This is a genomic window from Pseudoclavibacter endophyticus (assembly GCF_008831085.1).
GTDB lineage: Bacteria > Actinomycetota > Actinomycetes > Actinomycetales > Microbacteriaceae > Pseudoclavibacter > Pseudoclavibacter endophyticus.
In genome coordinates this window covers 985,150-1,005,283 of record NZ_WBJY01000001.1, presented here as the reverse complement: position 1 = coordinate 1,005,283, position 20,134 = coordinate 985,150, and the positions used below count along the sequence as shown (strand labels likewise).

Sequence of the window (20,134 nt, the reverse complement as noted above, 5' to 3'; positions counted from 1 at the left end):
CCACGTCGGCCGGCCGGGACGCGTCTCGGCGTCCGACGCGTCACCGCTCACGGCGCCCGACCGCGTCGCCGTCCGGTGCCGTCATCGAGGCGAGCGACGACAGCACGAGCGTGCAACCCGTGACGATGAACGCGAGCGCGCCACCACCGATGACCGACATCCCCGCGATCAGAACGGGCACGAGCGTCTGACCCGTGCGATTGCCCACCATGCGCAGGCTCGTCATGAGGCCTCGCTCACGAGCGGGGGTGATGAGGGTCATCCACGACATCGTGAGCGGTTGCACGGTTCCAGCCGCGAACCCGTAGACCACGATGCAGACCCCCAGCGCCCACGCCGGAACCGGCGTGGCCATCGCGATGAGCGCGACCGCGCCGATCGCCGCCCCCGTCACCATCACGTTCCTGCGACCGAACCACGAGGTGAGCCGCGAGAGGAACAACCGCGACACCATCCCCGCGACAGCTCGCGCCATGAGCAGGCCGCCGATCCACGCCGCGTCAAGCGCACGGTCCCGCACGAGCAAGGGCAAATAGGCGATGACGATGTCGATCGACGCGATCACGAGGCTCGACGCGACGAGCGTGCGCAGGACCCCCTCACGACGCGTCAGACGGAGGGATGCCCGGAGCATCCCCTCGCGATCGTCGTCCTGGCCGAGGCCGGCGGCCTCGTTCGCGCCGGGTTTGCGCGCCGAGCCCGGCGGGATCTCGATCTCGCCGGTCGGCGGGGCCGCATAGCCGGACCGCGATCGCCCGGCCGACGCATCCGTGCCTCGCACCGTTCCCTCATCGTCGCGGCCGCCCTGCCGCACGCGACGGACGACCGACCGCACCTTCCGCACGGCGGCGCCTCCGCTCGCGGGGCTGCCGTGCGAGGGGACGAACGTGCCGAGGACGGCAGCGACGACGGCGACGCCGACGAGGGTCCACGCGATTGGCTCGGTCGCGAGCGTATGCCGCTCGGCCGCCCCGGGGAGCCACAGAAGCGCGGGCGCGATGAGCTGCCCGACCGTGAGCGCGAAGGTGTAGAGCCCGAACCAGAAGTCGGGCCGTCCGGCGGCCGCGCCGTGCATGACCCACGTCTGCGACCCCAGGATGCTCGCGAGCGAGCCGAGGCCGATCACGCCGCTCGCGATGACCAGCATGGCGAGGTTGACCGTTCCCTCGAAGGTCGTCGACAGAAGCACGAGCAGGGTGGCGACGAGATACACGATCGAGCCGCCGACGATCCAAGGCCGCTCTCCGGTCCGGTCGAGCAGGCGACCGGCCGGGATGGCGAGCACGAGCGGCGGCACCGCGAACACCATCGTCGCGAGGCCGAGCCAGGCGCTCGAGTGCCCGCCATCCAGGATTTCGGTCGAGATGAGCGGCCGCAGCGCATAGCCGAAGAACATGCTCAGGGCGCCGTGCACGAACAGCACCGCCCACGAGGCGCGCGTCGGCGAGGCGTCGGCCACGGGCATCCACTCCTCGCACGGGTCGGTCGTCGGTACCGCACCCCAGATTGGCACACATTTTGTCAACAATCTGCCGGGGCCGTATCCGCTGAGGCTGACGATATGATGACTTCATCATGTCGACATATTGGGATGCACGGCCGCTCTACGAAGTGAAGGCGGGACTCTTCCAGGGCCTTTCGCACCCCTTCCGCATCCGCGTGCTCGAGCTGCTCGCCGACGGTACGGAGCACTCCGTCTCGGAACTGCTCGGAGCAATGGACCTCGAAGCCTCGCACCTCTCACAACACCTCGCGGTGCTGCGGCGCAACCGCCTCGTCGTGTCGAATCGACGCGGAAGTCACGTCTACTACCGACTCTTCTCGCCCACCGTCGCTTCCCTGCTCGCCGTCGCGCGTCACCTGCTCGGCGAGCTCACGACCGCCGACGCGGCGCGCGTGGGCGATATCACCTCCCTGCCCGAACTGCCGGGCGGTCCCGCTCCGCGCGAGTCGGACGACGGGGACGACGGACACTCCCCCGCCCACAGGGAGCCGGCATCGTGACGGCGCGCGCCGGCATCGCACGCGCCCTGCGGCGGTCACGTGCACTGCTCCCCTCACCTCGCGACTACCGCGATCTCCGCCGGACCTGGAAGGGCGACCTCGTCGCCGGCGTCACCGTCGGCATCGTCGCCCTTCCCCTCGCGCTCGGTTTCGGGGTGAGCTCGGGCGTCAGCGCCGAGGCCGGTCTCGTCACCGCGATCGTCGCCGGCATGCTCGCGGCCGTCTTCGGCGGGTCGAACGTGCAGGTGTCCGGCCCGACGGGCGCGATGGTCGTCGTGCTGCTGCCGATCGTCGCGCAGCACGGCGTCGGCTCCGTCGCGACCGTGAGCGTGCTCGCCGGCGTCGCCGTGCTCATCGCGGGCGCGCTCAGGCTCGGGAGGGCGGTCTCGTTCATCCCCTGGCCCGTCATCGAGGGTTTCACGCTCGGCATCGCCGTCATCATCTTCCTGCAGCAACTGCCCTTGCTCACCTCGCCCCACACGGCGGCGGCTGGTGAGCACAGCTCGAACGCGATCGTCGCGGCGATCGAGTCGATCGCCGAAGCAGACTGGGGCTACGCGCCGTGGTCGCTGGGGACAGCGGCGATCGTCGCGGCGATCATGATCGTCGCCCCGCGCATCCACCCGTCGCTGCCCGGCTCGCTCATCGGCATCGTCGTCGTGACGCTCGTCTCCCTCGTCGTCGCAACCCCGCTCGCGCGCATCGGCGAGCTTCCGAGCACGCTGCCCGCGCCCGCGCTGCCCGATCTCAGGCCCGAGCTCGTGAGCACGCTCGTGCTGCCCGCACTGACGATCGCCGCGCTGGCAGCGATCGAGTCGCTGCTCTCCGCCCGCGTCGCGGCGTCGCTTGACGACACGGGCCCGTACGATCCCGACCGCGAGCTGCTCGGCCAGGGTGTCGCCTCGATCGGGTCCGGGCTTTTCGGCGGGATGCCCGCGACCGGGGCCATCGCCCGCACCGCGGTCAACGTGCGGTCCGGTGGCCGCAGCCGGCTCGCCTCGATCGTGCACGCGCTCGTGCTGCTCGGCGTCGTGCTCATCGCGTCCGGACCAGTGGCGGCCGTTCCGCTCGCGGCGCTCGGCGGCATCCTCATGGTGACGGCCGTGCGCATGGTGCAGGTCGCGACGGTTCGGTCGATCGTGCGCTCGACGAGATCCGACGCCGCGGGGTTCATCATCACGGCGATCGTCACGGTGTCGCTCGACCTCATCGTGGCGGTGCTCGTCGGCATCCTGGTCGTCGGCGTCGTCGCGATCCGCAACATGTCGAAGGCGACCGGCGTGCACCGCGAGGGCCTCGAGGGCGAGGCGCACCCCGGTGACACCCGCATCGCAATCCTGCGTTTCGACGGGCCGCTGATCTTCGCGGCGTCCGACCGCGTCTTTGACCGCGTCACGAGCATTCGGGGCGTGGGTGTCGTGATCCTGCGCGTGTCACAGCTCGAGCTCGTTGACGCGAGCGGTGCGCGAGTGCTCACCGAGATCGTGCGGGCGCTCGAACGGCGCGGCATCACCGTGCTCATCAAGGGCGTGCGCGAAGGGCACGAACGGCTCTTCCGCTCGGTCGGCGTGCTGTCGTCGCTGCGGCACCAGAACCACGTATTCGAGACGCTTCCGGACGCCATCGAGCACGCGCGCAGTCACATACGGCGTGAGCGCACCCGGGGAGACGAGTCCGATCAGGGTGAAGTATGAGTCGGTACTCAATAGCCACCTCCCAGGACACCGAGCGCCTCGAACCTCCGACTGGGACCGGCCGTCGCGGGACGGGCGCAGAGCGACGACCCGTTCCCGACCCTCGGCGCCGTGGTTCAGACCACGGGGCCGGTGCGGGGCTCACCGGCCGCGTACTTCTCGCGGAGGAAGCCGAGCTGCGCGTCGGACGACCGCTTCGTATCGGCCAGGACCTGTCGCTCGAGTTCGGCCACGCCGGCCGTCATGAGCTCGACCATGTCGTCGAGGTCGCTCGCGAGCTGGACCGCCATCTGGCGAGCCTCGGGCGAGTCGACCTCGGCGATGGCCTCGGCACGGCTCGCGAGCTGCCGGTATTCGGTGAGCCGGTCGATCTGCAGGATCACGAACTGGGGGTAACTGGGGTGGCTGGCGTCGATCTTGCCGGCGCGCTCGATCGCCGACAAGCGGCGCTCGAGCTCGGCGACGCGGCGATCGGTCGGCACGGTGATGTCGGTGCCCTGAAGCGGTCGACCCGAGGGGTTGACCGCCCGCACGATCTGGTTGAATGCGCTCGCCTCGGGCGATTCCTCGACCGGCTCGATGGTGACGGTCGCATCGTCGACCGGATCGATCCGGTACTCGACATAGCCGGACGCGGTGAGCAGCTTCGCGCGCTCGGGGCGCCCGTGGCGCATGGCCGCGGCGACCTTCTGCGACAGTGCCTTTGCGCCGAGACCGCGCACGTCGCGGCCGAGCGCGGCGGTCGCCGCCGCGTCGATGTCTTCGATCGCGAGCGCCCGGGTCTCCGCCTGGCGCTGGCGGAGCTTCCCGTAGTAGTAACCGCCGACGCCAGCACCGGGTGGTACGACGAGCCCCAGGGCGGAGCCGATCCACACGGGCACGAGGTCGAGCCCGGCGGCACCGAAGCCGATGAAGAAACCGGCCGTCGCCGTCGCGTGCCCCACGGTGCCGAGCAGCCACCACGAGAAGGAGGTGAGCGCCGGCATGACCTTCGAGGGCACGAAGGTGCGGCGCCAGATGCGCGAGCGCGATGACTCGACGAAGCGGAGTTCCGCGGCGCTCCCCCGCCGACGCCAACGTACGAGCGTCGATTCGTCGCCGGGCTCGGCATGGCTGCTCGAACCCTGACTCCAACTCGGCGAATGCATGGGCCCATTGTCCTGGATGCGGCCGCGAGAATCATTGGTGCTGACCCGCCATTCCGGTCGCGTTCCCGCACCGTGCAGGGCGAATCGGCGTACGCTCAACCACACCTACGGATTGGAGTCGCCGTGTCCGACCTCACCAACGCCCAGTCGCCGTCGGAGGCCGCAGATGCCCTGGCCGAAGAGGTCGGCGAACTCGCCCGCGCGCATGGCTTTCGTGTCGCCGCGGCCGAATCGCTCACGGGCGGCCGACTCGCACAGCATTTCGCGTCGATACCGCAGTGCGTCGACTGGTACGCGGGCGCGGTCGTGGCCTACCAGTCAGAGGCGAAGTACGCCGCGTTGAACGTTCCGCGCGGCCCCGTCGTGTCGGAGGAGGCGGCCCGAGCAATGGCGATGGGCGTCGCGACCCTGATGGGCGCCGACGCCGCGATCGCCGCAACGGGCGTCGGCGGGCCGGATCGCGAGGAGGGGCACCCGCCCGGCACGACGTGGCTCGCCACGTACGTCCGGGGCGAGGTACGCACCCGCCACTACGAATTCGACGGAGAACCGCTCGAGATCCTGGCGCAGACCGAGCTCGCCGCCGTCGAGCTCCTGCGCGACGCCATGCGCGACGCCGGGGACAGCCAAGAGCCGCATCGGTAGCGGTCGCCGCACCTTGCGGCGATGCGCCGGGGGACATCGAGGCAATCCCGCTCGGCTATCCCGCGGCGGGCTCCACGGCGCGGTGCCGCCCGATCGGGAGCATGAGCGGCGCACCGGAGACCGGATCCACGATGACGCGATTCGGGATGCCGAATACCGAGCGCACGAGGTCCTCGGTCAACACGTCGTTTGGCGCGCCCGACGCCCGCACGACGCCCCCCTCGAGCGCGACGAGATGGTCGGCGTAGCGCGCTGCGAGGTTGAGGTCGTGCAGCACGAGCACGATCGTGGTGCCGCGCGCACGGTTGAGGTCGACGAGCAAGTCGAGCACCTCGACCTGGTGACTCACGTCGAGGAACGTCGTCGGCTCGTCGAGCAGCAGCAGGTCTGTCTGCTGCGCGAGCGCCATGGCGATCCACACGCGCTGCCGCTGCCCGCCGGAGAGCTCGTCGACCGGGCGATCCGCGAGCACGGCGGTGTCGGTCGCGTCGAGGGCGTCGGCGACGGCCTGGTCGTCGGCGTGCGTCCAACGCGAGAAGAGACCCTGATGCGGCTGCCGCCCGCGGCCGACGAGGTCGGCGACCGTGATGCCTTCCGGCGCGATCGGCGATTGGGGCAGGAGACCGAGCGTACGCGCGAGCTCCTTCGCGGGCATGCGGTGCACGAGCTTGCCGTCGAGCACGACGCGGCCGGCCCGCGGGACAAGCAGCCGGGACATCGAGCGCAGCAGGGTCGATTTGCCGCACGCGTTGGGACCGACGATCACGGTGATGCGGCCGGGCGGCACCACAAGGTCGAGGCCGTCGAAGACGGTGCGGTCGCCGTAGCCGAGGGCAAGCCCCTCGGCGCTCAGGCGGTGCGATTCAGTCACAGCGAGCCTCCCGCCCGGTTGGTGCGCACGATGAGGTACACGAGATAGGGCGCCCCGAGGACGCCCGTTACGACGCCGACCGGGAACCGCGTGTCGAGCAGGTGCTGGCCCACGAAGTCGGCGATCACGACGAGCGCGGCTCCGACGAGGGCGGCCGGCACGAGCAGCGATCCGTTCGGGCCGACAAGGCGAGCGGCGATCGGCCCGGCGAGGAACGCGACGAACGCGATCGGCCCTGCCGCCGCCGTCGCGAAGGCGACGAGTCCCACCGCGGCGACCACGATGAACAGGCGCGTCACCTCGACGCGGACGCCGAGGGCGGCCGCGGTGTCGTCGCCGAGCTGGAGGGCCGACAAGCTACGCGTGCACGCGAGCAGCAGCGGGCCGAGCACGACGAGCGCGATCGCGGTGCTCGCGACCTGCGCCCAGCCGACGCCGTTGAGGCTGCCGGTGAGCCAGCGAGTGACCTCCTGCAGATCCCACTGGCCGGCCTGCGAGAGCACGTAGGCGATGACGCTCTCGAGCATCGCCGCGATGCCGATGCCGATGAGGATCAGCCGCGTACCCACTCCCCCGCGCCGGAACGCGAGCAGGTAGATGACGATCGCGACGACGAGGCCGCTCACGACCGCGACGCCCGAGACCGCGGCGCCGCCGAGGCCGAACATCACGATCGCGATGGCGGCGGCCGCGCTCGCGCCCGTGCTGATGCCGATGATGTCGGGGCTCGCCAGGGGATTGCGCAGCATCGTCTGGAACGTCACGCCGGCGAGCCCGAAGCACAGCCCGGTCGCGACGGCGAGCGTCGCCCGCGGCAGGCGCAGGGAGCCGACCGTGAACGTGGCGCCGTCGACCTCCTCGCCGATCATGACCCGCCACACCTCGACGGGCCCGTAGACGCGGTCGCCGAGCATGACGCTGCAGGCGAAGCCCGCGATGACGACGAGCGCGAGCACGGCGATCACCAGGCGGCGGCGACGGCCGCGGAGGCGGCGGCCCTCGGCCACGAGTTCCACGGTCGTGCGCGTCGGTGCGTCGGCGCTCGGCGCCTGCGTGCCCGGCGTCGTGCCGCGTTTCGTCGTCCCTTGCGGCCGCCTGCCGCGCGTCGTCTCGGGCGCGGTCTCGACCCGCGTCTCGACGCTCACAGCGCACGCATCCGCTGTCGGCGCACGACGGCGATGAAGAAGGGCGCGCCGACGATGGCGGTGATGATGCCGACGTCGATCTCGCTCGGGCGCGCGATCACGCGGCCGAGCACGTCGGCGGCGACGAGCAGCACGCCGCCGCCGAGCGCCGAGAACGGCAGCAGCCAGCGATAGTCCGGGCCGACGAGCAGGCGGCAGAAGTGCGGCACGACGAGCCCGACGAACGCGATCGGGCCCGCGACGGCGGTCGCGGCGCCGCAGAGCATGACGGCCCCCACTGCAGCGATACCGCGCACGACCGCCACGTGCTCGCCGAGGCTGGCGGCGACGTCGTCGCCGAGCGCGAGCGCGTTGAGGCTGCGCGCCGAGATGAGGCACACGATCGCGCCGACGGCGAAGAACGCAACGACGTTGCCGGTCGACTCCCACGACGCCCCGCCGACGCCGCCGATCTGCCACGAGCGGATCATCTCGGCCACGTCGCCGCGCGGCAGCGAGATGGCCGTGATGAGCGAGGCGAGCGCGGCCGTCGTCGCCGACCCCGCGAGCGCGAGCTTGAGCGGCGTCGCGCCGCCCCGCCCGAGCGAGCCGATCGCGTAGACGGCGACCGCCGTCACCGCGGCGCCCGCGATCGCCACCCAGATGTAGCCGATCGCGCTCACGAGGCCGAACCACGAGATGCCGATGACGACGGCCAGGGATGCGCCCATGTTGATGCCGAGGATGCTCGGGTCGGCGAGGGGGTTGCGCGTCACGCCCTGCATGACCGCACCGGCGAGCCCGAGTGCGGCGCCGATGAGCAGCGCGAGCGCGGTGCGCGGCACGCGTTTGACGATCGCCGCCTGGCCGAGGTTGTCGGTGCCGCCCATGAGTCCCGCGACGAGATCGTCGAATGACACCTCGCGCGAGCCGATCGCGATCGAGAGGAGTGCGAGCGCGGCGAGCGCGATGGCGACCACGAGCACCCAGGTCGCCCTGACCGCGTTCGATCGGCGGATGCTCGTGAGGGCCGGGCGGGGAGCGCCAGCCCGCGTTGCCTCGGCAGGCGCATCCGCGCCCTCACTGACACTGATGTTTGCACCCCCACCTGCCGCGCGCGCATCGGCGGGCCCGGGCGCCGAAGCGACCGAGCCCGCCAACGTGGCGCGGGGTGTCTGGGTCACGCCCCGCCGTTTGCCGCGACCGCGTCCGCGAGCATCGAGACGTAGTCGTCGAGCACGAACGGAATCGCGAGCGGCGTCGGGTTGGCCGCCGTGCCGAGCGGTGACGCGCCGTCGAGCGCGACGATCGCGCCGGTCTGCACGGCCGGCATCTGCGACAGGAGCGGGTCGTTCTCGAGGGTTTCGACGAGCGAGGCGTCGCCGTAGGTCACGATGAGCTCGACGTCGGCGAACGTGTCGACCTGCTCGGCGCTGATCGTGCCCGAGAACTGGGTCGGATCGCTCGAGGCGTCCGCGATGCTCTGCGGGGTGCCGAGGCCGAGGTCCTCGAAGAACGCGGCGCGCGTGTCGTGCGATGTGTAGAAACTGACCTCGCTGAGGTCGGACTGGTCGACGTGCGTGAGGAACATCGTCGCCGTGCCCTCGAGCTCGGGGTACTGCGAGACGGCGTCGTCGATCTGCTGCTCGAGGTCGGCGATGAGCGCCTCGCCCTCGGCAGCCATCCCCATGCCCATGCTGTTGTAGGTGATGACGTCGCGCCACGAGGTCGCCCACGGGGCGTCGGGGTAGGCGACGACCGGCGCGATCTCGCTCAGCGTGTCGTAGTCCTCCTGCGTCAGGCCCGAGTACGAGGCGAGGATCACGTCGGGGTCGGTGTTCGAGACCGCCTCGAAGTCGATGCCGTCGGTCTCATCGAACAGCACCGGGGTCTCGCCGCCGAGCTCGTCGAGCTTGTCCTGCACCCACGGCAGGATGCCGTCGCCGTCGTCGTCGCCGAAGTTCGCCGCGGCCATGCCGACCGGCACGACGCCGAGCGCGAGCGGCACCTCCTGGTTCGCCCAGTTGACGGTCGCGACCCGCTCGGGCTTCTCCTCGATCGTCGTCGTACCGAGTGCGTGCTCGATCGTGATGGGGTACTCGCCGTCGGCCGAGCCCGGGCCGACCGATGGGTTGGCGCCGTCGGCGGGACCGGCTTGGCCGGCACCGGATGCGCATGCCGAGAGAGCGAGGATGCCGGCGGCCGCGATGGCGACCGGGGCGAAAAGTCGTTGGAGACGCACTGATACTCCGAGGTTCGTGTGCCGGTGGGAAAGCCACACCGTGAGTTAGGTGAGGCTTACCTACAGTACGAGGGGGCGCATCCCTCCGCAATCGCGCGAGAACGACGCGACTCTCGCGATTCAGACATGTCTGGTGCGAAACTCTCGTGGCGTGAGCCCGGTTGCACGACGAAACGCCGCACCGAATGCGCTCGGCGTTGCGTAACCGACCTCGTCGACGACCTCAGCCACGGGCACGCCGGCGGCGAGCAGGTGAGCCGCACGCTGCGCGCGCACTGCGGATTGCCATTGGGCGAACCCTTGACCGGTCTCGGCCCGGAACGCCCTGGTGAGGGTCCGGGACGAGACGTCGACCGCATCCGCCCATTCCTCGAGCGTGCGGCGGTCGCCAGGCTCGGCCATGACGGCCTCGACGATGGGCGCGAGCAGCGTGGACATCGGCGCGTGCACGAGCAACTCGTTCGTCGCTGGCTCGAGCACGTCGAGCACCATGGCCTCGGTCGTCGCGCGCGACGTCGACGACAGGGTGTCGTCGTCGAGCCGTTCGAGAAGCAACCGCAGGAGGGGGCCGATGTCGACGGCGACGGGCGCCGCCGGGGCATCGTCGACGAGCCCGATTTCGAAGTGCGTCGTGCGGTACCACGTGCCCGCGGGCGCCGAGCCGGAGTGCGCGACGCCGGCAGGCATCCAGAGACCGAGCGCCGGCGTGATGGTCCAGGTGCGCCGCCCGACACTGACCGTCGAGACGCCGCGTTCGTTGCGGATGAGCTCGTGCGTCGGGTGCGAGTGCTCAGGCCAGTAGGCGGCTCGGGCGAGGCGTTCTCCGAATGTGCCGATCGACCACGGCACGTCGAGTTCGCCGGCGGTATACCTCGGCAGGGCTCGCACGTCGGGCACCGATCGAGCGCGGTCGCGGCGCGTGCTGGCCATGCCACTCATCATGGCACCCAGCCCGATGCTCACCTCACTGTTCGATCGCGTCGTGGACGGTCAGCGCTACGCTGATGCGCACGACGCGCTCACAGCAGGCGTGCACGGGCGACGCCTCAGCACGCCGCCCGTCCACGAACTCGTGAGGCAGCATGAACCAGCACACGACGGCGACAACCCCCACCGCCGAGGAACTCCTGGCCGAACTCCGCGCGCTCGACGACCCCAAGATGCGGGCCGTCAACGAGCGTCATGGCAACGACTTCGGCGTCAATCTCACGAAGCTCCGCGCGATCGCGAAACGCCTCAAGAAGCAGCCAAAACTCGCGAGCGAACTGTGGGCGACAGGTGACACCGCCGCGCGCCTGCTCGCCATCCTCGTCTGCCGGCCGCAGCAGTTCGGCGAGGACGAGCTCGACACCATGCTGCGCGCAGCGTCGATCCCCAAGGTGCACGACTGGCTTGTCAACTACGTCGTAAAGAAGACCCCGCACGCCAAGGCGCTGCGACTGAGGTGGTTCGACGACCCCGACCCGGTGGTCGCGAGCGCGGGCTGGCAGCTCACGACCGAGCTCGTGGGCAAGGCGCCTGACGGGCTCAGTCTCGAAAACCTGCTCGACCGCATCGAGGCGGACATGCTGGCAGCCCCCGACCGCTTGCAGTGGGCGATGAACGAAACGCTGGCCAACATCGGCATCGAGCATCCACGCCTTCGTTCACGCGCCCTCGACATCGGCGAGCGGCTTGAGGTGCTCAAGGATTACCCGACCCCTCCCAACTGCACCTCGCCCTTCGCACCGATCTGGATCACCGAGATCGTGCGGCGGCGCGAGGCGGCGGACGCTTAGGCGTCCGCCGCACAGGGAGGGCCACATCGCGACCTCAGCGACAGATCGACCCGGATCCGAAACTCCCAACACGCGACGTGGAGCAACCGATGGGTCGGTCGGATCCAGCGGCCGGTGGTGGTCTATTCGTCGCGCGGCCAGCGCTCGGCGCCATCGGCGTCGACGACCTCGAAGATGCCCGCATCGTCGAACAGCACGAGGCAGCCGCGAGGCAACTGCAGCGCGGGTGCGATGAACGCATACTCGTCGAGCAGGTCGAGGGCGGGCACGAACGCCAGATCGCTCGGGTGCGGCTGCACGGCCCCGGCGACCGGACCGAGATACCAGCCGGAGTCGGTCGTGCCGTCATCCCTCCGCACCGCCTCGCGCATCCGGTGCAGGTAGAGGCCCATAGGCCCTGTCCGCCCCCGTGGCAGCAGTTCGCGGTGCACGAGCACGACGTCGTCGACGCGGAACGCACCTGCCTTGAGCTCCGTTCGTTCGAGCACGGCGCGCTGGCCGCCGAGCGCGGCAAGGGCCTGGGTCGCGTCGTCGGTCCAGCGCCTGACGGCAGGGTGTTGTTCCACACCGGGCGTCTCGGTGCCGCGAGCCGAGCACAGCGCCTGCACCTGCCAGCTCCCGTCGGCGCCATGCTGGTTTTCCGCCCCGGGCACGACGCTGTAGAGCCATGAGGCGAGCTCGGTCGCGAACCCGGGCCGCCAGTCGTCGCGCACAAGAGCCAGGCCGCCGAGCACCTCATCGGCGCGGTCCTCGAGCAGCTCGGGAGACTGCGCGTCGATCGTGAGCGTGCCGGCGTCGAGGCGGAGGGTGCGCGAGTGCATCACTCGACGCTATCGCGAGCCCCCTTGCCGGCGCCTTGACGGTCGCTGCCGATACCCGACTTCGCGCTGACCGCTTATTTGCGGTAGCTCTCGCGGGCGTACGACGAGTACGGCGCGGGCGCGACGGTCGCCCGCACCGTCACCTGCCGGTGGGGCTCCACGGCGGGTTTCGTCGAGACGGGCGACTCGCCCCACACGACACTCACCTCGGTGCCCGGCTCGGCCACCTCGTTGTCGATGCTCGCGAGCGACACGAACACCTGCTCCCCCGTGATGTAGCCGACGTCGTGCGAGACGCCGACGAGGGCGCCGTCGCATTCGACTCGGTCGACCTGGTAGACGCCGTAGCGGGCCTTTGGGAACTCGATGAACTTCGCGGGTGTGCCGGGTTCGTACGCCGACCGCTGCACGGCGGCGACGTCGTCGGCGTTCCACACGAGTGTGACCTTGGTGCGGTTCGCGGTGGCGGCATGCCGCTCGAGTGCCTCGCGACCGATGAACTCATGTGTGAACGAGACCGAGCGGCCATAGCCGAGGTCGTAGGGAGTGAGGTAGTAGTCCTCGATGTCATCGGACGCGAAGCTGCCGGCGAGCGACCCGATGCGGTTCGCGGGCAACCACTCGAGGTAGGCCTCGGATCGCGCCCCCGTGAAAATCGCGGGCAGCGGCGAGGGAACCCAGGCAGACTCGAGGTTCGCCGACGAGTAGGCGCGCGCTCCAACGAGCACGAGGCCGAACCCTTCGCCGTGGTGCAGGAGGGCGTTGCGAACCGTGTCGCGCTCGGCCCACGGGCCGAACAGCTCGAACCCCGGCTGGCCCGCCATGCCGTGCCGCAGCGACCCGACCTTCGCGCCGTCGATCTCAAGCTCCGCGCCGCCGAAGAACTTCGTCTCGGGCACCTGCCCGCCGATCGCCTTCTCGAGCAGGGCGAGGGCATGCGGCCCCTGGATCTCGTACCGGTAGAGCACCGGGTCCTCGCCCGGGGCGCGCAGCACGGAGTTCCAGTCGCGTTCGAACGTGACGTCGTAGTCACCGGTCTTGCCGATGAACTCGACCCAGTCGAGCACCATGAACCAGCCCACCAGGTCGAAACGGCCCTCCTCCAGGTGGAACAGGATCGCGTCGCCGATCAGGTACCCCTCATCGTTGACCGCCACGAACTGCTTCGCGTCGCCGACCGCGAAGTTGGAGAAGTTGTTGACGCCCGTGTCGCTCAGCAACCGGAGCGCGTCAGGTCCCGAGATGAAGAGGTCGGTCATGTGGTGCGATTGGTCGAGCAGCGCGACCGATTCGCGCCAGGCCCGCTGCTCCGAACGCCAGTTGGTGAACTCGGCCGTGACGGGGAAGATCGTCGGCCGCGCCTGAGCGTTCCGGAGCGCGGGCACGGATCCGCCCGCGGCGGCGATGACGGATGCTGCGGTTTCGGTCATGAGAACTCCCTTGTTCGGCGTTGGGCCCGGCTCACCTCTCGCGAGCACGACATTCACGCTACTTCGTGAACCGAGCCCGTACCGTTAGCATTGCTTATGGACGGATGAGCAGTGCTCACTCGCGAGCATCAAACGGAGGAGGCGCCCTTGGACCTCAATCTCGTGCGCGTCTTCGTCGCGATTTTTGAGACGCGAAGTCTCACGCTCGCTGGCGAACGCCTGTACGTCACGCAGTCGGCCGTGAGTCAGTCGCTCGGCAGACTCCGCGCCGAACTCGATGACCCCCTCTTCGAGCGGGCCGGCCGGGAGATGCGGCCGACCGCCGTGGCCGACGGCCTGTTCGCGAGTTTTCGAGATGCGCTCATGGCAATCGATCGCGCCGTCGATGCCGTCCACGGATTCGACGCCGCAGCATCCGACCGCGTGTTCCGCATCGCCCTGTCGGAGCTCGGCGAGATCGGCTGGCTCGCGAACCTCTTCGACGCGATCCACGCCGTCGCACCGCGGGTGCGCATCGAGGTCGTTCCGCTCGACGTCGAACGCCTCGAGGAATGGCTGCAGCGAGGCACCGTCGACCTCGCGGTCACACCGGCCGACCTGCCCGGCGAGTTCGAGCGCCTCATCGTGAAGGACCAGGCCTATGTGGCGGCCATGTCGAGCGCGCACCCACTGGCGACGCTCGATCTCACGCCCGAGCGGTTCCTCGGCGCCGACCACGTGGTCGTGGCGGGAGACTCCGGCCTGCCACTGGTCGAGGCGGCGATGCGCCGCGCGGGATTGACGCTCGAACCACTGGTGCGCGTGCAGCACTTCGCGACATTGCCGCACCTGCTCGTCGATACACCGCGCCTGATCGCGACCGTGCCCGCGTCGATCGCCCAGGGGTGGGCCGCCACCCTGCCGCTGACCCTGCACAAGCTGCCCTTCCCCCTCGCGCCCGTGGCGCTGCGCCTGTACCAGCGACGCACGTCGCAGCACGCCGGCGCGCTCGCCTGGTTCGCCACAACGGTCGCGCAGGCGATCGCCGGAACCACGGGCGAGTTCGACTCGATCCGGGCAGGAGGCGCCCCGGGCGTGTGGTGAACGCCCCGGCGCGGCACCCGCACTACGCCTGCGAGTACGCAGCGGCGAACTCAGGGGACGGCTCGATGGGCTGGATCACGTCGACCAGCACGCGCTCGGGGCCCTCGACGATGAAGTGGCGCTGACCGAACGCCTCATCACGGAGCGCGAGCACGGGCTCGAGGCCATGCTCGCGCACAACCCGCTCGTGCACGGCGGCGACGTCGTCGACCTCGAGATTCACGATGACCCCCGCGATCCGCTCGGCGTACCCCTCGGGCACCGATGCATGGCGAGCGTCGACGAACGCCAGTTCGTGCGAGCCGAGCCGCAGACTCACGTACCAGTCGGCTTCGAACGTGACCTCGAATCCGAAGACGTCCCGGTAGAAGGCCGAGGCGCCATCGACATCACGGGACATGAGGACGGGATAGATACTGGTGACCGACACGGCCGCCTCCTTTTACGTACACTGTGTTTGTAAAACCCAGTATACGTACACTCCGCACGTAAAGGGACCCCATGCCCCGAGCATCCGCCGCCGATGCGGCAAAGACCGCGACCCGCATCGCCGACGACGCCACACGACTCTTCCAGGCGCGCGGGTTCTCGCGCGTGACGCTCGACGATGTCGCTGCCGCTGCGGACGTCACCCGCGGGGCGGTATACCACCACTACGGCAGTAAGAAGGGCGTGTTTCTCGCCGTCGCGGCGCGGCTCCAGGCGCAGGTCGCGAATGCCGTCACCAACGCCGCGGAGCAGCCGGGGCTCGATGCGAACGCGGCCCTGCGCGCCGGAAGCCACGCGTTCCTCGAGGCGATCTCGACCGGACCCGCGGCGCGCGTCCTCCTCATCGAAGCGCCGGCGGTGCTCGACTGGCAGGAGTGGCGCCGGCTCGATGCCGAGAACTCGGCCGCACACCTCCGCGAAGGTCTCCGAGCGACCGGGGTGGCCGAGAGCCTCCTCGACGCCATGACGGCCCACCTCTCGGGCGCGATGAACGAGGCGGCGCTCTGGGCCGCGCAGGCACCCGACCCGGCGGCCGCACTCGCCCTCGCGCACGAGGCGCTCGACGTGCTGCTCGACGCGGTCGCGGACGACACGACGGGCGAGAACGGGCGCTGACCTACCTGCGTGTCGCGAGAAGTGCGTCTGCCGTCGCCTCCACGCTCGCCCGCCACTGCCCGAGCCACGCGTCGAACGCCCCCGGCTCGTCGAACGTCTTGTCGCCCAGATACAGGCCGGCGCAGGGCACGGTCGCCCCCAGCTCGACGAGCAGCGGCTTGAGGTGCACCTCTGGCGCCATGAAGTGCGCCGGCCCCGCGCCGAGCATGAGGGGAATCGCCGTCACGCCGGCGAGCCCGTTCGCGGCATCGAACTGATCGAGGAACAGCTTGAGCACGCCCGTATAGGTGGCCTTGTAGGTGGGCGAGGCGATGACGACGATGTCGCTCGACCGCACGGTCGAGACGGCACGGGCAACGGCCTCGTCGCCCCAGCCGAGCAGTCCGACACCGAGCTTGATGACATCGACCTCGCCGATCTCTGCCGGGTCGTCGGCGAACTGCTCGGCCACGAGCCGTGCGGCGGCGAGCGTGCGAGATGCGGGCTTCGGGTTGCCTGCGACGACGGTGATGGTGCGTGACATGTGCGATCCTCTCGACGCCTCCAACGCTAGACGCCCGTGCCGTACTCGAGCATCCAATTCGCGTGGCACGGCGGGCGATTCACCATTGCCCGGAAGGGCATCACCGGGCGACGATTGATGCACGACGGCGCCCCTCGATCGCAGCAGCTCGCGACGACCAACCGGCGCGCCACGACCTCAAAGGGAGACACCGATGTCCAAGGTCCTGATCCTCGCGGGCGACTTCTCGGAGACGCTCGAAGTCTTCTACCCGTATGAACGGCTGCGCGAGGAGGGCTACGAGCCCGTGATCGCCGCGCCGAGCAAGAAACGCCTGCAGTTCGTGGTCCACGACTTCGAGGGATATGACACCTTCACCGAGAAGCTCGGCCATGGCTGGGAGGCCGACATCGCCCTCGCCGACGTCGACCCGACCGAGTACGTCGCCCTCGTCGTTCCCGGCGGGAGGGCGCCCGAATACCTGCGCAACAACCCCGACGTCAAGCGCATCGTCCAGCACTTCTTCGACGCGGACGGCCCCGTTGCCGTCACCTGCCACGGTCCGCTCATCCTGGCGCAGAGCGGCGTGCTCGCAGGCCGCACGAGCTCGGGCTTTCCGGAGATCTCCGCGGACATCGAGGCCGGCGGAGGCACGTACCAGAACTCCGAGGCTCTGGTCGATGGCAACCTCGTCAGCGCGCGAGCATGGAACGACAACGGTCCCTGGTTTCGCGAGTTCATCCGCCTGTTGCGCGAGCGCGCGCCGCTCAACGCCTGAGCGCGATCACGTCGGGGGCCTCTCGAGCGAGATGGCCCCCGACGTGTCACCTCGCTCGTCGGATGCGCCCCGCCGCGGGGAAAGCCGAACCGAACCGCGTCGGGTCGCCCGCGCTCATGCCGATGCGACGCGTGGCACGAGCCCGGCCACGCGTGACTCGAGCTCGTCGAACACCTCGTCATAGGCGGTATCACTGCCGACACGCCCGGGGTTCGGTACCGACCAGTGCATCTCGCTCGCGCACGACAGGGCGCCCTCGCGGCCCGGCGTGCCGAGCCTGCACAGCTTCTCGTGCGCGCGATCACACACGGCGACAACGAGGTCGCCATCCGAGACCAGACCGTCAAGGCTTCGCGGGGAATGGACGCCGAGGTCGAGGCCGTGGCGCGCGGCCGCCGCGATCGCCCTCGGCGACGTACATGCCGCCGGCTTCGTCCCGGCCGACATCGCGGGAACCGCGCTCGCCCGGCGCCACAGCGCGGCCGCGATCGGCGACCGCGCCGAGTTCCCGGTGCAGACGAAGACGACGCGCGACGCGCGCACAATGACGGCCGGCCCCGTCCCGTCGGCGGCACGGTCGGCATCGACCGCACCGAGCATCCCGAAGGCGCCGCGCGCCAGCCGCACATAGCTGCGGCGCCGGTCTCCCTCGGAGCGCCGGCGCTCGATGAGCCCCGCCGTCTCCAGCACGCCGAGATGATGCGCGAGCAGATTCGACGATACGCCGAGCACCGACCGCAGCTCGCTCGGCGACCGGTCACCGAGCGCCAGCTGATCGGCGATTCGCAGCCGGACGGGGTCGCCGAGAGCGGCATGACGCTCGGCCCGGAGGGCAAGCGATTTTTGCTCAATGTTCATTGACTCAAGTTTGACTGAGCTACTTTTGCTCCGTCAAGATAGTGGCGATGACGGCGAACCCAGTCCCGACCGGCGACGCCGGCAACGCGAGGCCCAGCGCATCCCCCGGCACGCCTCCGCCATCGGTCCCGAAGCGCACGTCCGGCGCAATCTGGGAGGTCTTCGTCGCCTTCCTCCGGCTTGGCTTCACGTCGTTCGGCGGCCCCGTCGCGCACCTGGGATTCTTCCGCGAGGCGTTCGTCACGCGCAGGAGCTGGCTCACCGACCGGTCGTACGCCGACCTCGTCGCGCTCTGCCAGTTCCTTCCAGGGCCCGCATCGAGCCAGGTCGGCATGGCCATCGGCCTGCACCGAGCCGGGGCGTTCGGCATGCTCGCGGCCTGGGCCGCGTTCACCCTGCCGAGCGCCGCGCTCATGGTGCTGTTCGCGTACGGGGTCGCCTGGCTCGGCGCGTCGGCCGAGTCGGGCTGGGTCGTCGGGCTCAAGGCGGCCGCCGTCGCCGTCGTGGCGCACGCCGTCTTCGGCATGGCGAAGAGCTTGACGCCGGATGCCCGACGCGCGACGATCGCCGTCGCCGCGTTGGTCGTGGTGCTCCTCGTGCCGGGCTCGCTGACGCAGGTGGTCGTCATCGCGCTCGCCGCCATCGCCGGCCTGCTCGTCGTGCGCCCCGACCGTACGCCGGCCGACGGCGCCGACGAGTTGCGCGCGCGCGTGCCCGTCGCCGTTTCGATCGCCTGCCTCGTGCTGTTCGGGGTCCTGCTGGCCGGGCTGCCGGCGCTGGCGGCGATGACCGGCGACGAAACCGTCCGCCTCGTCGACGTGTTCTATCGCGCGGGCGCGCTCGTCTTCGGCGGCGGTCACGTGGTCTTGCCGCTCCTGGAAGCCGAGGTCGTGCAGACGGGGCTCGTGAGCCACGACATATTCCTCGCCGGCTACGGTGCCGCACAAGCTGTTCCTGGGCCGCTGTTCACGTTCGCGGCGTTCCTCGGCGCGTCGACCGAGTCGGGACCGACGGGCGTGCTCGGAGGAACCATCGCGCTGCTCGCCATCTTCCTGCCGGCGGTCTTGCTCATCATCGGCGTGCTGCCGTTCTGGGAGCGGGTGCGTCGCGCGCCTCGCGCCCAGCGTGCGCTCGGCGGCGTCAACGCGGGGGTCGTCGGAATCCTCGCCGCCGCCCTCTACACCCCCGTCTTCACCGAGGGCATCACGGATGCGTGGACACTGTCGCTCGCGGCGGTCGCGTTCGTTGCCCTCACCGCCTGGAGGGCGCCTTCCTGGGCCGTCGTCATCGGGGCCGCAATCATCGGAGGATTCCTGCTATGAGCCACGCGCATCCCGCCCCCACCGCGCCCGCGCGCACCCCAACCCCGGTCTCTTCTCCCGCTCCGCTGTGGCGCCAGGCGCTCGCCGAGGGAGTCGGCACCGCGCTGCTCGTCGCGATCGTGGTCGGCTCGGGAATCATGGCCGAGCGGATGTCGCCCGGCGATGCTGGGCTGCAGCTGCTGCAGAACAGCCTTGCGACGACGCTCGGGCTCGCGGTGCTCATCGTCGTGCTGCAACCCGTCTCGGGGGCGCACTTCAACCCGGTCGTCACGCTGGCCGATCGCGCCCTCGGCGCGCGGCTGGGGGCGGGGGCGATCGGTAGCTTCATCGCGGCGCAGATCGGTGGCGGCGTGCTCGGCGGGATGCTTGCGAACGCCATGTTCGCCGTGCCGACCACGATTGCGACAACGGCACGCGCGACGCCCGCGAACCTGCTGGCAGAGGTCGTCGCGACGGCCGGGCTCGTCCTCGTGATCTTCGCACTCGTGCGCACCGGGCGCGCCCATCTGGCCGGCCCGGCCGTGGGCGCCTACATCGGCGCGGCCTACTGGTTCACGGCATCGACGTCGTTCGCCAATCCGGCCGTGACGATCGGTCGCATCTTCTCGGACACGTTCGCCGGCATCGAGCCCGCGTCCGCGGGCCTGTTCATCGTGGCGCAACTCGTGGGAGCGGCGATCGCGGTCGGTCTCGTGCACCTGCTGTGGCCACGGGGCCGCGCGCGATAGGC

General features: G+C 70.3%; 21 protein-coding genes. 9 read left to right on the top strand and 12 right to left on the bottom strand.

All coding sequences use genetic code 11. The annotated features are described in order from the left end of the window. Positions 1-40 precede the first annotated feature (40 nt). Positions 41-1,465, bottom strand: coding sequence for an MFS transporter (locus F8O04_RS04380; protein WP_158028092.1), 1,425 nt, complete (start codon positions 1,463-1,465; stop codon positions 41-43). Between the two features lie 110 nt (positions 1,466-1,575). On the opposite strand from F8O04_RS04380, the gene F8O04_RS04375 reads away from it, so the two are divergent. Further along, positions 1,576-2,004: an ArsR/SmtB family transcription factor gene (locus tag F8O04_RS04375; protein ID WP_158028091.1), complete on the top strand. Its 429-nt coding sequence runs from the start codon at positions 1,576-1,578 to the stop codon at positions 2,002-2,004. Continuing rightward, positions 2,001-3,698: a SulP family inorganic anion transporter gene (locus F8O04_RS04370; RefSeq protein ID WP_225734862.1), complete on the top strand. Its 1,698-nt coding sequence runs from the start codon at positions 2,001-2,003 to the stop codon at positions 3,696-3,698. Before F8O04_RS04375 ends, F8O04_RS04370 begins: the two co-directional genes overlap by 4 nt. A gap of 116 nt (positions 3,699-3,814) precedes the next feature. On the opposite strand, the gene F8O04_RS04365 is transcribed toward F8O04_RS04370, so the two are convergent. Then, positions 3,815-4,846 carry a hypothetical protein gene (locus F8O04_RS04365; protein ID WP_158028090.1) on the bottom strand — a complete coding sequence of 344 codons (1,032 nt, stop codon included), beginning with the start codon at positions 4,844-4,846 and terminating at the stop codon, positions 3,815-3,817. 123 nt (positions 4,847-4,969) lie between these two features. Between F8O04_RS04365 and F8O04_RS04360 the strand changes: the two genes are divergently transcribed. Beyond that, positions 4,970-5,491 carry a CinA family protein gene (locus F8O04_RS04360; RefSeq protein WP_225734861.1) on the top strand — a complete coding sequence of 174 codons (522 nt, stop codon included), beginning with the start codon at positions 4,970-4,972 and terminating at the stop codon, positions 5,489-5,491. Positions 5,492-5,546: 55 nt separating this feature from the next. Here F8O04_RS04360 and F8O04_RS04355 read toward each other — a convergent pair whose 3' ends face one another. From F8O04_RS04355 to F8O04_RS04335, 5 genes are all read right to left on the bottom strand, one after another. Further along, positions 5,547-6,362, bottom strand: a complete 816-nt coding sequence (locus tag F8O04_RS04355) for an ABC transporter ATP-binding protein (RefSeq protein WP_158028088.1) — start codon at positions 6,360-6,362, stop codon at positions 5,547-5,549. Next, on the bottom strand, positions 6,359-7,378 hold the full coding sequence (locus tag F8O04_RS04350; RefSeq protein WP_225734978.1) for a FecCD family ABC transporter permease: 1,020 nt from the start codon (positions 7,376-7,378) through the stop codon (positions 6,359-6,361). Before F8O04_RS04350 ends, F8O04_RS04355 begins: the two co-directional genes overlap by 4 nt. A 125-nt stretch (positions 7,379-7,503) precedes the next feature. Continuing rightward, positions 7,504-8,580, bottom strand: a complete 1,077-nt coding sequence (locus tag F8O04_RS04345) for a FecCD family ABC transporter permease (RefSeq protein WP_373285875.1) — start codon at positions 8,578-8,580, stop codon at positions 7,504-7,506. Positions 8,581-8,666: 86 nt separating this feature from the next. Continuing rightward, complete coding sequence (locus F8O04_RS04340; protein WP_158028087.1) at positions 8,667-9,728, bottom strand: iron-siderophore ABC transporter substrate-binding protein; 1,062 nt, start codon at positions 9,726-9,728, stop codon at positions 8,667-8,669. Positions 9,729-9,848: 120 nt separating this feature from the next. After that, positions 9,849-10,658, bottom strand: a complete 810-nt coding sequence (locus F8O04_RS04335) for a helix-turn-helix domain-containing protein (RefSeq protein WP_188726279.1) — start codon at positions 10,656-10,658, stop codon at positions 9,849-9,851. A 152-nt stretch (positions 10,659-10,810) separates the two neighbouring features. Here F8O04_RS04335 and F8O04_RS04330 point away from each other — a divergent pair, with 152 nt between their 5' ends. Continuing rightward, complete coding sequence (locus tag F8O04_RS04330) at positions 10,811-11,506, top strand: DNA alkylation repair protein (protein ID WP_158028086.1); 696 nt, start codon at positions 10,811-10,813, stop codon at positions 11,504-11,506. Between the two features lie 122 nt (positions 11,507-11,628). On the opposite strand, the gene F8O04_RS04325 is transcribed toward F8O04_RS04330, so the two are convergent. Continuing rightward, the gene (locus F8O04_RS04325; protein WP_158028085.1) at positions 11,629-12,327 is read right to left on the bottom strand and encodes a hypothetical protein; all 699 of its coding nucleotides are present in this window, start codon (positions 12,325-12,327) and stop codon (positions 11,629-11,631) included. Between the two features lie 74 nt (positions 12,328-12,401). Then, positions 12,402-13,757 (bottom strand): aminomethyltransferase family protein, encoded by a 1,356-nt coding sequence (locus F8O04_RS04320; RefSeq protein WP_158028084.1) that lies wholly within the window; start codon positions 13,755-13,757, stop codon positions 12,402-12,404. Positions 13,758-13,904: 147 nt separating this feature from the next. Here F8O04_RS04320 and F8O04_RS04315 point away from each other — a divergent pair, with 147 nt between their 5' ends. Next, on the top strand, positions 13,905-14,840 hold the full coding sequence (locus tag F8O04_RS04315; RefSeq protein WP_188726280.1) for a LysR family transcriptional regulator: 936 nt from the start codon (positions 13,905-13,907) through the stop codon (positions 14,838-14,840). Between the two features lie 22 nt (positions 14,841-14,862). Here the strand turns inward: F8O04_RS04315 and F8O04_RS04310 are convergent, their stop codons facing one another. Then, positions 14,863-15,270 (bottom strand): VOC family protein, encoded by a 408-nt coding sequence (locus tag F8O04_RS04310; protein ID WP_158028082.1) that lies wholly within the window; start codon positions 15,268-15,270, stop codon positions 14,863-14,865. A gap of 71 nt (positions 15,271-15,341) precedes the next feature. Here F8O04_RS04310 and F8O04_RS04305 point away from each other — a divergent pair, with 71 nt between their 5' ends. Next, a complete protein-coding gene (locus F8O04_RS04305; protein WP_158028081.1) occupies positions 15,342-15,944 on the top strand; it encodes a TetR/AcrR family transcriptional regulator in 603 nt (200 codons plus the stop codon). Between the two features lies 1 nt (position 15,945). Here the strand turns inward: F8O04_RS04305 and F8O04_RS04300 are convergent, their stop codons facing one another. Then, positions 15,946-16,467, bottom strand: coding sequence for an NADPH-dependent FMN reductase (locus F8O04_RS04300; RefSeq protein WP_158028080.1), 522 nt, complete (start codon positions 16,465-16,467; stop codon positions 15,946-15,948). 193 nt (positions 16,468-16,660) lie between these two features. Here F8O04_RS04300 and F8O04_RS04295 point away from each other — a divergent pair, with 193 nt between their 5' ends. Next, a complete protein-coding gene (locus F8O04_RS04295) occupies positions 16,661-17,224 on the top strand; it encodes a DJ-1/PfpI family protein (RefSeq protein ID WP_158028079.1) in 564 nt (187 codons plus the stop codon). Between the two features lie 114 nt (positions 17,225-17,338). On the opposite strand, the gene F8O04_RS04290 is transcribed toward F8O04_RS04295, so the two are convergent. Continuing rightward, positions 17,339-18,082: an arsenate reductase/protein-tyrosine-phosphatase family protein gene (locus tag F8O04_RS04290; RefSeq protein ID WP_158028078.1), complete on the bottom strand. Its 744-nt coding sequence runs from the start codon at positions 18,080-18,082 to the stop codon at positions 17,339-17,341. Between the two features lie 47 nt (positions 18,083-18,129). Between F8O04_RS04290 and chrA the strand changes: the two genes are divergently transcribed. After that, positions 18,130-19,404, top strand: coding sequence for a chromate efflux transporter (chrA, locus tag F8O04_RS04285; RefSeq protein ID WP_158028077.1), 1,275 nt, complete (start codon positions 18,130-18,132; stop codon positions 19,402-19,404). Further along, entirely contained in the window at positions 19,401-20,132 is a 732-nt protein-coding gene (locus F8O04_RS04280; protein WP_158028076.1) for an aquaporin, read from the top strand. The genes chrA and F8O04_RS04280 overlap by 4 nt, the downstream gene beginning before the upstream one ends. Positions 20,133-20,134: the final 2 nt, after the last annotated feature.

Bases quoted from the DNA above. Each gene is read 5' to 3' on its own strand.
- F8O04_RS04380 (WP_158028092.1), bottom strand. From the start codon at position 1,465: ATGCCCGTGGCCGACGCCTCGCCGACGCGCGCCTCGTGGGCGGTGCTG.
- F8O04_RS04375 (WP_158028091.1), top strand. From the start codon at position 1,576: ATGTCGACATATTGGGATGCACGGCCGCTCTACGAAGTGAAGGCGGGA.
- F8O04_RS04365 (WP_158028090.1), bottom strand. From the start codon at position 4,846: ATGCATTCGCCGAGTTGGAGTCAGGGTTCGAGCAGCCATGCCGAGCCC.
- F8O04_RS04335 (WP_188726279.1), bottom strand. From the start codon at position 10,658: ATGGCCAGCACGCGCCGCGACCGCGCTCGATCGGTGCCCGACGTGCGA.
- F8O04_RS04330 (WP_158028086.1), top strand. From the start codon at position 10,811: ATGAACCAGCACACGACGGCGACAACCCCCACCGCCGAGGAACTCCTG.
- F8O04_RS04325 (WP_158028085.1), bottom strand. From the start codon at position 12,327: ATGCACTCGCGCACCCTCCGCCTCGACGCCGGCACGCTCACGATCGAC.
- F8O04_RS04320 (WP_158028084.1), bottom strand. From the start codon at position 13,757: ATGACCGAAACCGCAGCATCCGTCATCGCCGCCGCGGGCGGATCCGTG.
- F8O04_RS04305 (WP_158028081.1), top strand. From the start codon at position 15,342: ATGCCCCGAGCATCCGCCGCCGATGCGGCAAAGACCGCGACCCGCATC.
- F8O04_RS04300 (WP_158028080.1), bottom strand. From the start codon at position 16,467: ATGTCACGCACCATCACCGTCGTCGCAGGCAACCCGAAGCCCGCATCT.
- F8O04_RS04295 (WP_158028079.1), top strand. From the start codon at position 16,661: ATGTCCAAGGTCCTGATCCTCGCGGGCGACTTCTCGGAGACGCTCGAA.
- F8O04_RS04290 (WP_158028078.1), bottom strand. From the start codon at position 18,082: ATGAACATTGAGCAAAAATCGCTTGCCCTCCGGGCCGAGCGTCATGCC.
- chrA (WP_158028077.1), top strand. From the start codon at position 18,130: ATGACGGCGAACCCAGTCCCGACCGGCGACGCCGGCAACGCGAGGCCC.
- F8O04_RS04280 (WP_158028076.1), top strand. From the start codon at position 19,401: ATGAGCCACGCGCATCCCGCCCCCACCGCGCCCGCGCGCACCCCAACC.